We start from the raw sequence: 16,294 nt of genomic DNA, 5'->3' as shown, positions 1-16,294 counted from the left end.
TCAACCGCCGAGCCAAATTTCCGCCGCCCGCTGAAAACGCCGCCGGGCGGCCCGGGTAAATTATCATTCTGATATTTGCGATCTGATTTTGAGAAATCTCACCCGCTCAAAAAACGTATTGATTTGAGTTCTCATTCCCCAACGATGAAATTATTCACGCCGCGGCGTTGAGTTTCGACCTGGTTCACAAATTAATTATTCCGCCGCCGCGGTTTGAATAACTGGTGTGATTGTTGCTCCTCTTCCGTTATCCGTCGGGATGATGACCACCGGCAATGTCGATCTTACAATGATATCTAAGGAGTGGGTTATGGGAGATATAATGCGTCCCGTGCCGTTTGAGGAGCTATTAACGCGCATTTTCGATGAGTATCAGAGTCAGCGATCTATTTTTGGCATTCCTGAACAGCAGTTTTATTCGCCGCAGGCGCAGCATTCGATCGGCGTATTCGGCGAAAGCTGCGCCACGCCTCTCGGCCCGGCTGCCGGGCCGCACACCCAGCTGGCGCAGAACATTATTACCGCCTGGCTAACCGGCGGACGGTTTATAGAGCTGAAAACCGTTCAGATCCTTGACCGCCTGGAGCTGGAAAAGCCCTGTATCGATGCGGAAGATGAGTGCTTCAACACCGAATGGTCCACCGAATTTACCCTGAACAAAGCCTGGGATGAGTACCTGAAAGCCTGGTTCGCCCTGCATCTGCTGGAGCAGATCTTTCCGCTGGCGACGAATAAAGAGAGCAAGTCGTTTATTTTCAATATGAGCGTCGGCTACAACCTTGACGGTATTAAGCAGCCGCCGATGCAGGAATTTATCGACAACATGATGGACGCCTCCGCGCATCCTAAATTCGCCCAGTACCGCGACACGCTGAACCGCTGGCTGCAAAATAAACCCTTTATTGACAGCCTGCCAACATGCGCGCGCAAAGACGGGCTGGACAACCTGGCGCAGCGCGTACCGGCCAGGCTGGTCCAGGGCGTCACCCTCTCGACGATGCACGGCTGCCCGCCGGATGAGATTGAAGCCATCTGCCGCTATATGCTGACCGAGAAAAATCTCAATACCTTTGTGAAGCTCAATCCGACCCTGCTCGGCTATCCGCGCGTGCGCCAGATCCTCGACGCCTGCGGCTTCGGCTATATCGGCCTTAGCGAAGCGTCGTTTGACCACGACCTTAAGATCGACCGGGCGCTGGAGATGCTGACGCGCCTGATGGCGCTGGCGAAGGAGCGCAGCCTCGGCTTTGGCGTCAAGCTGACCAACACCCTCGGCACCGTCAACAACAAGGGGGCGCTGCCCGGGGATGAAATGTATATGTCCGGGCGCGCGCTGTTCCCGCTCTCTATCAACGTGGCCGCCCTGCTCTCGCGGGCGTTTGACGGCAAGCTGCCGATCTCCTACTCCGGCGGCGCCAGCCAGCTCAACATTCGCGAGATTTTCGACACCGGTATTCGCCCTATCACCATGGCCACCGACCTGCTGAAGCCGGGAGGATATCTGCGCCTGAGCGAGTGCATGCGCGAGCTGGAGAAAGCCGACGGCTGGAACATGACGCAGATCGATGTCGAGCGCCTCAACGCGCTGGCGGAAAAAGCGGTGCGCATGGACTACACCCAGAAACAGTGGAAGCCGGAAGAGCGCATTGATACCGGCGAGCCGCTGCCGCTGCTGGACTGCTACGTCGCCCCCTGCGTGACGGCCTGCGCCATCAAGCAGGATATTCCGGAGTATATCCGCCTGCTGGGCGAGCATCGCTACGCCGACGCGCTGGAGCTGATCTATCAGCGCAACGCTTTACCGGCCATCACCGGCCATATCTGCGATCACCAGTGCCAGTACAACTGTACGCGGCTGGATTACGACAGCGCGCTCAACATCCGCGAACTGAAAAAAGTGGCGCTGGAGAAAGGCTGGGACGCGTACCGTAGCCGCTGGCATAAGCCCGCGGGATCCGGCTCCCGGCACCCGGTAGCGGTGATCGGCGCAGGCCCTGCCGGTCTCGCCGCCGGCTACTTCCTCGCCCGCGCCGGGCATCCGGTCACGGTTTTTGAACGTGAAGCCAACGCCGGGGGCGTGGTACAGAATATCATTCCGCAGTTCCGCATTCCCGGGGAACTTATCCAGCACGATATTGATTTTGTCGTCGCCCACGGCGTCAAAATTGAATACGGTTGCGATCCGCATCTGAGCGTGGAAAAGCTGCTGGCGAAAGGTTTTCGTTACGTGCTGGTCGGCACCGGTACCGATAAAAACAGCGGCGTGAAGCTGGGCGGCGACAACCAGAACGTGCATAAGTCGCTGCAGTTCCTGCGTCAGTTTAACCGCGGCGCCGAGCTGAATCTGGGCAAACATGTGGCCGTGGTCGGCGCCGGCAATACCGCGATGGACTGCGCCCGCTCGGCGCTGCGCGTACCGGGCGTGCAGAGCGCGACCATCGTCTATCGCCGTTCTCAGCAGGAGATGCCCGCCTGGCGCGAAGAGTACGATGAGGCGCTGCTCGACGGCGTCGGCTTCGAGTGGCTATGTAACCCGGAACAGTTTAACGCCGACGGAACGCTCGTCGTACGCGTCATGAAGCTGGGCGAGCCGGATGAGAAAGGCCGCCGCCGTCCGGTAGAAACCGATGAACTTCGCACGCTGAAAGTCGACTCCCTGATTACCGCCATCGGCGAGCAGCAGGACGGCGAAGCGCTGTCGGCAATGGGGATCCCGCTCGACCCGCAGGGCTGGCCGGTGGTCAACGCCGATGGCGAGACCAGCAAGCCGAACGTCTTCCTGATCGGCGACGTTCAGCGCGGCCCCTCATCTATCGTCTCCGCTATCGGCAACGCGCGACGGGCCACGGACGTGATTCTGGCCCGGGAAAATATCGCCAGCCGCTACGGAAACAAAGTCTGGAACAATGTCGATCCGGCGAAGGTGTACCAGCGCAAAGGCGCCATCGCCGTCACCCTGGTGGATAAAAACCAGCGCGAGGCTTTTGTCGAGCAGGAAGCCAGCCGCTGCCTGGAGTGTAACTACGTGTGCAGCAAGTGCGTCGACGTCTGTCCGAACCGCGCCAATATTTCCGTGGCCGTCCCGGGCTTCCAGAATCGCTTCCAGACCCTGCATCTGGACGCTTATTGCAACGAATGCGGCAACTGCGCTCAGTTCTGCCCGTGGCAGGGAAAACCGTATAAAGACAAAATCACCGTGTTCAGCCTGGAGCAGGATTTTGTCAACAGCACCAATCCGGGCTTCTTCGTCGCGGGCGCCAGCGTCAAAGTGCGTCAGGACGACCAGACGTGGCAGCTGGAAATAAACGACCGCGGCCAGTTTAACGAGGTACCGGCCCAGTTGGATGCCATGTGCCGCATCATAAGCCATATTCATCAGCACCAAAGCTATCTTCTGGGAGGCGTTGAAGTATGAGTATCCTGATCCTGAAAAATGCCACCGCCGCGCAGATCTATCCGGCGAAAGTGTGGGAGAACGTCGATATCGCCATTGAGAATGATAAAATTCTCGCTGTCGGCCCCGGCCTGTGCCAGCGCTATCCGCAGGCGCAGGTGAAAGAGATGCGCGGGCAACTGGTGATGCCCGGCATGGTCTGCTCGCACAATCACTTTTATTCCGGCCTTTCCCGGGGGATTCAGGCCAATATCGCCCCCAGTCCGGACTTTATCTCCACGCTGAAAAACCTGTGGTGGCGCCTTGACCGGGCGCTGGACGAAGAGTCGCTCTACTACAGCGGGCTGATCTGCGCTATGGAGGCCGTACGTAGCGGCTGCACGGCGGTTATCGATCACCATGCGTCGCCCCACTATATCACGGGCTCCCTGAGCCAGCTGCGCAACGCCTTCCTCAAAATCGGGCTGCGCGGGATGACCTGCTTCGAAACCACCGACCGCAACTTTGGCAGCCGCGAGCTGCGCGACAGCGTTGAGGAGAACATTCGTTTCGCCAGAGAGATCGACGCCGCCCGCGAGAAGGGAGACCAGCCTTATCTGGTCGAGGCCCATATCGGCGCCCATGCGCCGTTCACCGTGCCGGATGAAGGTCTGGCGATACTGGGCGAAGCGCTAAAAGCCACCGGCCGCGGCCTGCATATCCACGCGGCGGAAGACCGCTACGATGTCTCTCACAGCCATCACCTTTACGGCAAGGATCTGCTGGCGCGGCTGGCGGAGTTCGGCCTTATCAACAGTAAAACGCTGATTGCTCACGGTCTGTACATCTCCGATGCTGACGTGGAGCTGCTCAATGCGCAGGACGGTTTCCTGGTGCATAACGCGCGCTCCAATATGAACAATCACGTCGGCTACAACTACCACCTGCCGCAGATCCGTAATCTGGCGCTCGGCACCGACGGCATTGGTTCCGATATGTTCGAGGAGCTGAAGTTTGCCTTCTTTAAACACCGCGACGCCGGCGGCCCGCTGTGGCCGGACAGCTTCGCGAAGGCGCTGAGTAACGGTAATGAACTGTTGAATCGCAACTTCAACGCCCACTTTGGCCGCCTTGAGGCGGGCTATAAAGCGGACCTCACCATTTGCGACTATATGGCGCCGACGCCGCTTATCGCGGAAAACATCGCCGGACATATCGCCTTCGGCCTGGGAGCAAACAGCGTGCGCAGCGTGATGGTGAACGGCGTGATGATCTACGAGGATCGCCAGTTCAGCTTCGACTGCGAGCCGATATTCCGCGAAGCGCAGAAAGTGGCGAAAAAAATGTGGGCGCGAATGGATGCGCTCCCCGCATAGCCCGTGCAAAAATGCTAAACCGGCCTGACAAGCCGGTTTTTTTTGCAGACAGCGCGCGTGAAATGACCCGGCAGCTTACGCGCCGCCGGGCGCAACGTTTATAGCGACAGCAGCGCGGCAGTAGCGATATTGCGCTGCTTTTGCAGCGCTCTGAGCTGCTCTTCGGTCATGATACTCAGCGCCGCCGTCGGGCAGACATCAACGCAGGCGGGGCCGCGCTCGCGGGTACCACAAAGGTCGCACTTGACGATAACCGGCGTCAGACCGGCCGCCACCTCGATGGTAATCGCCCCAAACGGGCAGGCGACAACGCAGCTCTGGCAGCCAATGCAGCGCCCGCCGTCGGCTTCCACCTTCTCCGCCCCCATGCTCAGCGCCCCGGTCGGGCAGGCGCCCACGCAGGGCGCATTCTCGCACTGATGACACATCACCGGTACGCTAAGATCGTCGAGGCGCATCACCTTCAGGCGGGGGTGAAACTCCGCCCCCGGCGCCACGTGTTCCAGCGCACAGGCTACCTCACAGGTCCGGCAGCCGATGCAGGCCTGCGAACTGGCAACGATAAAACGGGTCATATCTCCTCCCGGGCCGTGAATTGCGCCAACATCTCGCTGGCCGCCTGCCGCCCGGCGACCATGGCGGTGACCACCAGGTCCGCGCCGGTCACGGCGTCGCCGCCGGCAAAGATTTTGTCATGGCTGGTTTGCGTCGTTCCGCGCCCTTTGCCGCCGGTGACTATCTGCCCCCAGCGGTCCAGCTTAATGCCGTGGCCGCGCAGCCACGGCATCTCGTGAGCCTGAAAGCCAAACGCCATAATGAGCACATCGGCTTTAAGTTCAAACCCGGAGTCCGGGATCGGCTGCGGCCGGCGGCGGCCGTCCGGGCCCGGATCGCCCATCTTCGTGCGGATCATCTCCACCGCGCAGACCTGCCCCTTACGGTTGAGCTGAATGCGCTGCGGCTGCACGTTAAACTCAAATTTCACCCCCTCTTCCCGCGCGTTCACCACCTCTTTTTTCGACCCGGGCATGCTTAGCTCATCGCGACGGTAGGCGCAGGTTACGCTCTCGGCCCCGCGGCGAACGGCGGTGCGCAGGCAGTCCATCGCCGTATCGCCTCCGCCAAGCACCACCACGCGTTTCCCCTTGATGTCGGTCAGCGGATACTCGGCGCTCTCTTCGAGCCCCATCACCTCGCGGGTGCTGGCAATCAGAAACGGCAGCGCCTGAATCACGCCGGGGGCGTTCTCTCCCTCCAGACCGGCGGCCATCAGACCGTAGGTGCCCACGCCGAGGAAAACGGCGTCATAGTTTTTCAGCAGATCGGCAAAAGCCACGTCGCGTCCCACCTCCTGGTTGAGATGAAAATTGACGCCCATGGCGCTAAAAACGTCGCGCCGCCTCTCAAGCACGTTTTTATCCAGCTTGAACGGCGGAATACCGAAGGTCAGCAGGCCGCCGATTTCCGGATGGCGATCGAAGACGTCAACGTGCACGCCCGCGCGCACCAGAATATCGGCGCAGCCCAGTCCGGCGGGCCCGGCGCCAATCACCGCCACCCGCTCCGGGCGCGGGGCCACGTTGTCGATGGTCGGTCGCCAGCCCATCGCCAGCGCGGTATCGGTGATATAGCGCTCAAGATTGCCAATGGCGACCGAGCCGCCCTCGTTCTTTAAGGTGCAGGCCCCTTCGCACAGCCTGTCCTGCGGACAGACGCGGCCGCAAATCTCCGGCAGGGAACTGCTTTGATGGCACAGTTCCGCCGCCTCGATAATCTTGCCTTCGTTCACCAGGCGGATGAAATCGGGAATGTGGTTATGCAGCGGACAGGTCCAGTTGCACCACGCCTTCTGTGCGCAGTAGAGGCAGCGTTCGCTCTCATATTCCGCATCGCGCTCGCTCAGCGGCTGATAGATTTCGCCGAAATGCCGCAGGCGGTCATCGGCGGGCACTTTTTTCGCCCCAACGCGCGGAGGTTTATTGAGTATCGCGTTACGTCTCGCACCGCGAACGCCCTCCAGCGGTCTTTCCAGCGCGGAGCGGATCTGCCGCGCGGTGCGCAGCTGGTTAACGGCGGCTTCATCCATCAGGCGCAGCGCCTGGGTTGGACAGCTGGCTACGCAGGCCTGCTGGCCGGACGGGTGCTGACGGCAAAGATCGCACTTCTGCGCCAGCTGCGGCGCGTCGTCATCGTTGGCCACCATCTCAATGGCGCCAAAAGGACAGGCGATGACGCAGTTTTTACAGCCGATGCACAGCGCCTCGGTAAACTGAACGCTGTCGTTAGCCACGCTCAGCGCCTGAGTCGGGCACGAGCCGACGCAGGGGGCGTCGTTGCAGTGGCGGCAGGTCGTCGCGCTGCTGGCCTTGCGGTTGAAGAACACGCGGATGCGCGGAAGAAAGTCGCTGCGCTGCTGGGGCCAGCTGTCCTGGCGATGAGAGGTGACGCAGGCCACTTCACAGGCGTGGCAGCCAATACAGTTTGCAGAATCGGCAACGATAAATTTATTCATTTGCTTCCCTTTATTATTCCAGGACTCACCGGGGAGCAATGCAATAATCAGACGCATTTTTAAAAGCGATTAATATGCCGCTCATTTTTGCGAGCAGCCTCAAAAAAACGGCTTTATTCCCGCTTAGCGACTCGATAAATATCCCCTGCCGCGGAGCGATGATGTTTTCCTTCACCCGGGTTTAATCATGTTGATAATTCACCGTATCGATCGCGATACCAAAATGAGATTCTGCCTATCTCAATGTGATAGCGCGCGTTTATTTATCGCGGGGCGTCTTGCAGGAAATTTCAGACTGGAAGATATTCCGCCCTTTTCGCGTGAGTTATTTCACACAATTCCCCATCAATTCCCTCAGCGCTTATTTTTGGCACAGCTTACGCATATCCCTCATTGTGCGCGCAACACGCTGATGAACGTATCGGCTCAGGGAGGCAGCGGCCTTCGAATCGTAACTTCAACTTTGTCCTCGCTTATACAGAGTGAAGTCGTACAGGAGATAACAACTTCATGAAAGATATCGCCAATTCCGCCTCACGAAACGGGAGCTCGACCGCGCCGGTCGATGAAGTTTTACCCGTTACGCAAATGATTCTTTATGGGCTACAGCACGTGCTGGTGATGTACGCCGGCGCCGTCGCGGTTCCGCTGGTGGTGGGCAACGCGGTAGGGCTCCCGCCGGAACACATTATTTTACTCATCAGCGCCGACCTGTTTATCTGCGGCGCGGCCACCATCGTGCAGTCGCTGGGGGTCGGTAAGTGGCTCGGCTGTCGGCTGCCGCTTATCCAGGGCTGCACCTTCGCGGCGCTAATCCCGATGGTGCTGATCGGTAAGGAGTACGGGATCGGCGGTATTTCCGGGGCGGTGATCGTGTCCGGTATATTCATCCTCTGCTGCGCGCCGTGGATTAGTAAGCTCATCCGCTTCTTTCCCAAGGTGGTGATGGGCAGCATCGTCACGCTTATCGGCATGTCAATTATGCCGGTCGCAGGCGGATGGATTGGCGGCGGCAGCAGCGAAATGAGCGGCTTTGGCGCCCCCTTCTCGCTGCTGATGGCGGCGATTACGCTGGTGATTATTCTCAATATTTACACCTTTGCCTCCGGCGTCGTGAAAAACACGTCGGTGCTGATCGGTCTTATCATCGGCACCGTACTCTGGAGCTGCTTTAAGCCTCTCGACTTTAGCCTCGTCCACGCCACCCCCTGGCTCCATCTACCGACCCTGATGCCCTTCGCCAAACCTGAGTTTCACATTATTCCCGTCGCCCTGCTGTCGATGGTGATGGTGGTGGTAATGGTGGAAACCATGTCCTCGATGATGGCGACCGGGGATATCGTCGGGAAAAAGGTGGACGCGAAGATGCTGCGCAACGGCCTTAACACCTGCGGTATCGCGACCACTATTTGCGGCTTCTTCAATCTGTTTCCCTACGCCGCGTTCGCGCAGAACGTCGGCCTGATCGGTTTAACCGGGGTGCGCAGCCGTTTTGTGGTGTCGGTCTCCGGCATCATTCTGATTCTGATGGGCGTGTTCTCAAGGATGGCGGCGCTGGTGGTGCTGATACCGAAACCGATCCTCGGCGGCGCGGGCATCGTCATGTTCGGTATGGTGGCGGTGTCCGGTATTCGTACCCTGGGGCAGGTCAACTACCGCAACAATAATAACGGTATGGTGGTGGCATTAACGCTCGGCCTCGGCATGATGCCGGTGCTGGTGCCCAACTTATTCACCCAGTTTCCGCCGATGGTTCAGCTGTTTCTGCACAGCGGGATTACGATCGGTACCCTGACGGCTATCGTCGCCAACCTCACCCTCAACGGCAGCGTACCTTTGCGCGTTAACCACGAAACGCCGGTCCCCGATCCGGCCCCGCCAAGCTCGGCGGCGCGCAATATGGCCGTCAGAACCGTCAGAATGTGGCTCCTGCTGCGCAAAGTTCAAAAGGAGAGACAGCCGGAAGAAGCCCAGGAGGGGTAATGATGCTCACCAGACTCCTGTTCGCATTGCTAACCCTGCTGCTGCTGGCGATCCCCGTCGTGCAGCAGGGGATCGCCCAGGGCCTGAACGGCCGCTTTAGTTTTGCCCTGCTGTTCTAAGGTTAAGGACCCTTGCTATGAAGAGAATAACGACCGTCTGCCCCTACTGCGCCTCCGGCTGCAAAATGCAGCTCACGGTAGAGGAGGGAAACATTACCCGCGCCGACGCCGCGATGGGAAAAAACAATCAGGGCACCCTGTGCCTGAAGGGCTACTACGGCTGGGATTTTATTAACGATACCCAGATCCTCACGCCGCGCCTGAAAACCCCGATGATCCGCCGCCAGCGCGGCGGCAGGCTAGAATCCGTCTCCTGGCATGAGGCGCTCGACTACGTCGCCACCCGTCTGAGCGCCATTAAAGAGAAGTATGGGCCGGACGCGATTCAGACCACCGGATCTTCGCGCGCCACCGGCAATGAAACCAACTACATCATGCAAAAATTCGCGCGCGCCGTTATTGGTACCAATAACGTCGACTGCTGCGCTCGCGTCTGACACGGCCCTTCGGTTGCAGGTCTGCACCAGTCGGTCGGCAACGGCGCGATGAGTAATGCTATCACCGAGATCGATGATACCGATCTGGTGTTTATTTTCGGCTATAACCCGGCGGATTCGCACCCTATCGTGGCGAATCATATCCTCAACGCCAAACGCAACGGGGCGAAAATTATCGTCTGCGATCCGCGTAAAATCGAAACCGCGCGCATTGCCGATCTGCACCTTGCCCTGAAAAACGGCTCCAATATTGCGCTGCTCAACGCCATCGGGCACGTCATTATCGAAGAGGATCTGTACGATAAATCCTTCGTCGCCGGGCGTTCCGAAGGCTTCGACGCGTATCGCAACATCGTCGAAGGCTATACGCCGGAGTCGGTGGAAGCCATCACCGGCATCAGCGCCAGGCAGATTCGCGAATGCGCGCGGCTGTACGCCACCGCCGGAAACGCCATGATTCTATGGGGAATGGGGGTGACCCAGTTCTGGCAGGGCGTCGAAACGGTGCGCTCCCTGACTAGCCTGGCGATCCTCACCGGCAACCTGGGGAAACCGCACGTCGGCGTTAACCCGGTACGCGGCCAGAACAACGTCCAGGGGGCCTGCGACATGGGCGCGCTGCCCGACACCTTTCCGGGCTATCAGTATGTGAAATTCCCGGAAAACCGGGAGAAGTTCGCCAACGCCTGGGGCGTCGAGAGCCTGCCGGAGAACCCCGGCTACCGCATCAGCGAACTGCCGCACCGCGTGGCGCGCGGTGAAGTGCGGGCGGCGTATATCATGGGGGAAGATCCGCTGCAGACCGACGCCGAGCTTTCCGCCGTGCGTCAGGCCTTCGAAAAGATGGAACTGGTTATCGTCCAGGATATTTTCATGACCAAAACCGCCGCGGCGGCCGATGTGATTCTGCCCTCAACCTCATGGGGCGAGCATGAGGGCGTCTATACCGCTGCGGACCGCGGCTTCCAGCGTTTTTTCAAGGCGGTAGAGCCGAAGTGGGATCTGAAGACCGACTGGCAGATCATCGGCGAGATCGCCACCCGCATGGGTTATCCGATGAAGTACGACAACACGCAGCAGATCTGGGATGAGCTCCGCCAGCTGTGCCCCAACTTTTTCGGCGCGACCTACGAGAAGATGGGAGAGCTGGGCTACGTGCAGTGGCCGTGCCGCGACGAGTCGGAGGCGGACCAGGGCACTTCGTATCTGTTTGCGGAGCGCTTCTCAACGCCGAACGGGCTGGCGCAGTTCTTCACCTGTGAATGGCAGGCGCCGATCGACAAGCTGAGCGACGAGTATCCGCTGGTGCTCTCCACGGTGCGCGAAGTGGGCCACTACTCCTGCCGCTCGATGACCGGCAACTGCGCGGCGCTGGCCAAACTGGCGGACGAACCGGGATACATCCAGATCAACACCGCCGACGCCAAACAACTCGGCATTGAGGACGAAGAACTGGTGTGGGTTAACTCGCGCAAAGGCAAGGTGATTTCCCGGGCGAAGGTCAGCGACAGGCCGAATAAAGGGGCGGTCTATATGACCTACCAGTGGTGGATCGGCGCCTGCAACGAGCTGGTCACCGAGAATCTCAGCCCGATAACTAAAACCCCGGAGTATAAGTACTGCGCGGTTAACGTTGAGCGCATTGCCGATCGGCAAGCCGCCGAACGGTACGTTATTGATCAATACAACCAGCTGAAAACCCGTCTGCGCGACAGCGCCGCGGGGTAAAAAATATCGCCCCGGGGTGCGCACCCCAGGGCGATAGTATCTCTTCTCATTCCCTTCGCCAACGCTAACCGACAGCGGCCTGATCCTTACGGCAGCGACGCGCGACCTCAAGATACTGCTGCGGAGTATCAACGTCCCAGTGAATCCCCTGACTCGCCACGGGAATAACGCGCACCGCCATCTGACCGATAACGTCTCGTAGGGTGGCCCCTTGCGGGGCGCGATGAATCAGCGAGATTGCCCGCTGCGGCAGAAGAACCGGGTGGCCTTTACCGCGCTCGTAGGCGGGAATAAGACAGCTCTCGGCGTCGGGGTTGTCCCACAGCCGGCGGTAGACGCCCGGCGTCACCTCCGGCATATCGCCCAGCGCCAGAAAGAACCGGGAGTCGCGAATATGGCTGACCCCGCACTGCACAGAAGAGAACATGCCGTCCTGATATTGCGGGTTAAAGACTACCTCAACGCCCGGATGATCCTGATAGCACGCGGCCAATTCATCACCGCGAAACCCCGTCACCAGCACCACCCGATCGCAGAACGCCAGGGCGCTGGCCAGGGCGCTATCCAGAATCGTTCCTTTGCCCCACGGCAGCATCATTTTCCACTTGCCCATCCGGCTTGAGAGCCCGGCGGCCAGCATAATGCACTGCTTATCGACTTTTTTGCTCATTGTCATCCTCCTCCTGCAGCCGAAAAAGCGCCGCCGTCGACTGGCGACGGCGGCGCTTGCGGCGATCAGGATTTCAGCACCGCTTTAATCGAGGTGATGATCGGCTGATATCCCGTACAGCGGCAGATATTGCCCTCCAGCGCCTCTTTCAGCTCATCGTCGCTGGGGTTCGGGTTGGTATCCAGCAGCGCCTTGGCGCTCATCAACACGCCGGGCGTGCAGAAGCCGCACTGAACGCCGCCGTGACGAATAAAGGCGTTCTGCAGTTTTTTACCGACCGGATCGTGGTGCAGCGCTTCGACGGTGGTGACCTCCGCCCCGTTGCACTGGGCGGCCAGCAGCAGGCAGGAGCAGACAGATTTGCCGTCCATAATCACGGTGCAGGCGCCGCACTCCCCCACCGAGCAGCCCTCTTTGGTGCCGGTTAGCTTCAGCTCCTCACGGAGAAAATCGATCAGGCGGACATTGTCTTTCACATCGCGGGCAATGCGGATGCCATTCACTTTTAGCTCAATATGATTCATGTTCATGGCTCCTTATTTTTTCTGCTCTGTCATGACTTCCTGCAGCATCTGCCGGAACATATCGATAAATACCGGGACCTTATAAGGCGCTGACCAGCGTCCCCCGATGGCTTTCTCTACCCTGGCGTGAAGCACGCCGGCCGCGTAGTCAATGGTGGCGGCGTCCAGCGTCCGGCCGATGAGCGCCTGCTCAACCTCAAGCAGCCGCTGCGGTTTGGCCAGCAGCGCGCCATCCACCAGACGGCACAGGCGAACCACGCCCTTATCGACCATGAACTGCCCGGTCAAGCTCTGGCGCGTAATGTTCAACGCATTGCGCCGGCCAAGCTGCAGATAGCGATTGATCAGCGGCTGCTGGGTCGGCGCCGGCAGGATAAAGCGGATAACCAGCTCATCGGGCTCAAGAAGGGTGCGATAGCCGCCGATGACAAATTCGCTGACCGGCATCCGGCGCGTCCCACGCGCGCTGCGCAGCTCCACCTCCGCCTCGTAAATAATCAGCGGCGGCATAGAATCCGCGCACGGAGCGGCGTTGACGATGTTGCCGCCGATAGTCGCCCGATTGCGCAGTTGCAGGGAGCCGACGGTTTTACAGGCGGTAACCAGCAGCGGATAGCGCTGCTGAATCAACGGATGCTTAACCAGATCGGTAAAGCAGACGCCGGAGCCAATCGAGACGCCGCCCTCCACATCAAAGATCTCCTTCAGCTCCGCCAGCCCGGCGATATTGACAAGCGGCACCTCGCCGGACAGCATCCGGGCCTGCACCAGCACATCGGTACCGCCGGCGATGGGCATCGCCCCCTTCCCGGCCATCAGCGTCAGGGCCTGCTTCAGGGTTTGCGGGACGCTCAGCGACAGGGTATTGAGGCGATGAACCTGTTTCTTATCGCCGGACTCCAGCATCTGCTCGCTCTGGCGCTCCGGCTTTTTGAGGTTGTAACCCAGGCGAACCTGCTCGAGGGTCAGCGGCAGGGTCCGGTTAGGCCGCCCGATGGCGAAGCTCACCGCATTGTTGAGGGCCGCAGCGCCGAGCTCCAGTACCGGTTCGCCGATAACTTTCGCCCCCATCGGCCCCGCTTTATCGTAGTTTTCCACCGCAATGATATCGATGTGCGGCATATCCTTGATGGTCGGCAGCAGATAGGTATCAAAGTTTTCCGATTTCACCACCCCGTGCTCGGTGTTGAAATCCTCCAGCATGCCGTAACCGATCATCCCCTGCAGCACGCCGCCGTAAACCTGGCCGCTAAAACCAACCGGGTTAATGACTTTACCGACATCGTGGGTGGCGACGACGTTATTGACGGTGATTTTGCCGGTGCGCATATCCACCGCCACGTCGGCCAGTTGGCAGCCGTACACCCAGGTGAAATAGGGGCTGCCGCAGCCTTTCTCTTCATCCCAGTGAATATTCGGCGCCACGTGCCAGCCGTAGGCGGAGAGGTTTGCCCCGGTAGCCCGGGTCATATCGCACACCTGCTGGAAACTGAGACTCAGCTCCGGGTTGTGGCGGTTGAACACTTTGCCATTTTGCCAGGCGATATCGTCAATGCTCTGCGCTTTTAGCGTTTCCCTGACGGCGTCCGCCATGCGTTGTTTAATTTTGTTCGCCGCGCTCAGAATCGCCTGCCCGCCCATCAGGGTACCGCGCGAAGCGACCGTTGAGCCGCCGTCGGCGATCATCGCCGTGGCCGGTTCGCTGAACATCACCCGCTCGAGCCCAATCCCAAAGGCTTCCGCCGCCAGCAGCGACATGGTGGTCTGCAGCCCCTGTCCGTTCTCCGATACCGAGGTGGAGATGTTGACGCTGGCGTCGGCATTCACCTGAATCAGCGCCGAGGACGCATCCAGACCCTCGGCCCCCAGAGAGCAGCCGCGATGGCTCAGCGCGAAGCCAATCCCGTAGCGGATCGGTCCGCCTTCCGCGTTAAGCTTTTTGTAGTGCTCGCGTTTGGCCTCGTATTCCGCCTTGAGCAGCGTTTTCTCCAGCACCTCCTGCGCGGAGACGGTATGCTCGCTGAAGACCTGCCCGGCCATGCTGGTGTCGCCCTGCTTAAGTATGTTGCGCAGACGGAATTCGACGGGCGACAGGCCCAGTTCGCCCGCCACGTCATCCATCAGCGATTCGTTGGCGAAAATGACCTGCGGCGCGCCGTAGCCGCGGTAGGCCGAGGTGTAGTTGTTGTTGGTGTAAACGCCCACCAGATCGACGCGCACGTTAGGAATATTGTAGGGGCCCGCCGCCTGCACGGAACTGCGCCAGGTGACAAACACCGTCTGGCCGCAGTAGCTGCCGCCATCGGCGATAATGTCGATTTTAATCGCCTGAATACGCGCATCGTCGTCCACGCCAATGCGGTATTTCATCTTATAGGGGTGGCGCTTGTAGCTTTCGCGCATCGACTGTTCGCGGTTATAGGAGATCTTTACCGGCCGCCCGGTCAGGTGCACCAGCAGCGCCGCCCGGCAGGAGACGTTATCAATAATGTCATCCTTGCCGCCGAAAGAGCCGCCCAGCACGGAGCGCTTAATGTTCACCTTCGCCTGGGGCAGGTCAAGATATTTGGCAATCACCGCCCGGGTGCGGTGAGCGTTTTGAATCGACCCCTCGATGGTCATGATCTGTTCATTATTATCCAGATAGGCGGTAATCGATTCCGGCTCAATATAGCCGTGCTCCTGGAAACCCACCTCATACTCGCGTTCGAAAATATGGCTGGAGGCGGCGAATCCGGCGTCGATATCGCCCTTCGCCGTATGGTGGCGGTTAATGATGTTGCTATCGAGTTCGCTGTGAATAAGGCGCGCCCCGGGCTTCATCGCCTCTTCCGGGGAGGTAATTGGCTCCCACGGGGTGTAGGTGATTTTGATTTTATCGACCGCGATGCAGGCTGCCTCGTAGGTTTCCGCCGCCACCACGGCAACCACGTCGCCGCGATAGGCGATCTCCTTGTCGATAATCGGCGGATGATCGGGAACGATCGCCCCCAGCTTGCGCTGGCCGGGAATATCGTTCCAGGTGGCAATACGCACGACGCCGGGCACTTTTTCCGCCTCCGACAGGTCGAGCGCGTCGATGCGCCCGGCAGGTATATCCACGTAGCGACAGACGCCATACAGCATATTGTTCATAATAATGTCATCGCCGTAGACCGCTTTACCCGTCACCTTGGCGAGCCCATCGACGCGGGGCACCTCACTGCCAACCAGCAATGTATCCATATTTTTCAGTCTCCACTCACAAAGAAAGATAACGGAATAAAGCAATGGCTATGCCACCTATAAATAAAGGGTTATTTCAGGCTGAGTTATGTGAGGCGCCTCTAAAAATAGCGGCAGGTTAAACCAGAAAAAGCGGATGATATCGTCGGGAGGATTATCAAAAAGAGAGCGTGCGTATCACAATGATAATTGGCGCTTCTCAATGGTATTTCTCAGAGAGGGCCCGCCGCCAGGTATTGACCATAAGTATCATTACCCTCCATCAACCGGCGTCAAAAAGCACGCTGACGGCGCGATCCGTTCAACTTTTCCCTTACCGCTGCGCCCTTAAAATTTCGAATAAAAAA

9 protein-coding genes are annotated in these 16,294 nt (G+C 59.3%); 4 read left to right on the top strand and 5 right to left on the bottom strand.

Going from position 1 to position 16,294, the window contains the following annotated elements:
* Positions 1-310: 310 nt before the first annotated feature.
* Together ygfK and ssnA are read left to right on the top strand one after the other, a co-directional pair.
* Positions 311-3,415, top strand: a complete 3,105-nt coding sequence (gene ygfK / locus GUC22_RS10360) for a putative selenate reductase subunit YgfK (RefSeq protein ID WP_160183504.1) — start codon at positions 311-313, stop codon at positions 3,413-3,415.
* A gap of 2 nt (positions 3,416-3,417) precedes the next feature.
* Positions 3,418-4,749, top strand: a complete 1,332-nt coding sequence (gene ssnA / locus GUC22_RS10355; protein ID WP_201746413.1) for a putative aminohydrolase SsnA — start codon at positions 3,418-3,420, stop codon at positions 4,747-4,749.
* A 98-nt stretch (positions 4,750-4,847) separates the two neighbouring features.
* Here the strand turns inward: ssnA and GUC22_RS10350 are convergent, their stop codons facing one another.
* Both GUC22_RS10350 and ygfT read right to left on the bottom strand, forming a co-directional pair.
* Positions 4,848-5,324, bottom strand: coding sequence for a 4Fe-4S dicluster domain-containing protein (locus GUC22_RS10350; RefSeq protein ID WP_116943558.1), 477 nt, complete (start codon positions 5,322-5,324; stop codon positions 4,848-4,850).
* A complete protein-coding gene (gene ygfT / locus GUC22_RS10345; RefSeq protein WP_064342848.1) occupies positions 5,321-7,261 on the bottom strand; it encodes a formate-dependent uric acid utilization protein YgfT in 1,941 nt (646 codons plus the stop codon). The genes GUC22_RS10350 and ygfT overlap by 4 nt, the downstream gene beginning before the upstream one ends.
* 510 nt (positions 7,262-7,771) lie before the next feature.
* On the opposite strand from ygfT, the gene GUC22_RS10340 reads away from it, so the two are divergent.
* Both GUC22_RS10340 and fdhF read left to right on the top strand, forming a co-directional pair.
* The gene (locus GUC22_RS10340; protein WP_004133613.1) at positions 7,772-9,244 is read left to right on the top strand and encodes a nucleobase:cation symporter-2 family protein; all 1,473 of its coding nucleotides are present in this window, start codon (positions 7,772-7,774) and stop codon (positions 9,242-9,244) included.
* Between the two features lie 136 nt (positions 9,245-9,380).
* Entirely contained in the window at positions 9,381-11,528 is a 2,148-nt protein-coding gene (fdhF, locus tag GUC22_RS10335; RefSeq protein ID WP_160183502.1) for a formate dehydrogenase subunit alpha, read from the top strand.
* A gap of 64 nt (positions 11,529-11,592) precedes the next feature.
* Here the strand turns inward: fdhF and GUC22_RS10330 are convergent, their stop codons facing one another.
* The 3 genes from GUC22_RS10330 to GUC22_RS10320 form a co-directional block, all read right to left on the bottom strand.
* A complete protein-coding gene (locus tag GUC22_RS10330; RefSeq protein WP_004133616.1) occupies positions 11,593-12,198 on the bottom strand; it encodes an NTP transferase domain-containing protein in 606 nt (201 codons plus the stop codon).
* Positions 12,199-12,263: 65 nt separating this feature from the next.
* Positions 12,264-12,722, bottom strand: a complete 459-nt coding sequence (locus GUC22_RS10325; RefSeq protein WP_024357848.1) for a (2Fe-2S)-binding protein — start codon at positions 12,720-12,722, stop codon at positions 12,264-12,266.
* Positions 12,723-12,734: 12 nt separating this feature from the next.
* The gene (locus GUC22_RS10320) at positions 12,735-15,947 is read right to left on the bottom strand and encodes a molybdopterin cofactor-binding domain-containing protein (RefSeq protein ID WP_160183501.1); all 3,213 of its coding nucleotides are present in this window, start codon (positions 15,945-15,947) and stop codon (positions 12,735-12,737) included.
* Between the last annotated feature and the right edge of the window lie 347 nt (positions 15,948-16,294).

The organism is Klebsiella sp. MPUS7, from assembly GCF_009905335.1.
Lineage (GTDB): Bacteria > Pseudomonadota > Gammaproteobacteria > Enterobacterales > Enterobacteriaceae > Klebsiella > Klebsiella grimontii.
Note: the sequence above shows the minus strand (reverse complement) of the source record. Positions and strands in the feature narration are given on the sequence as shown.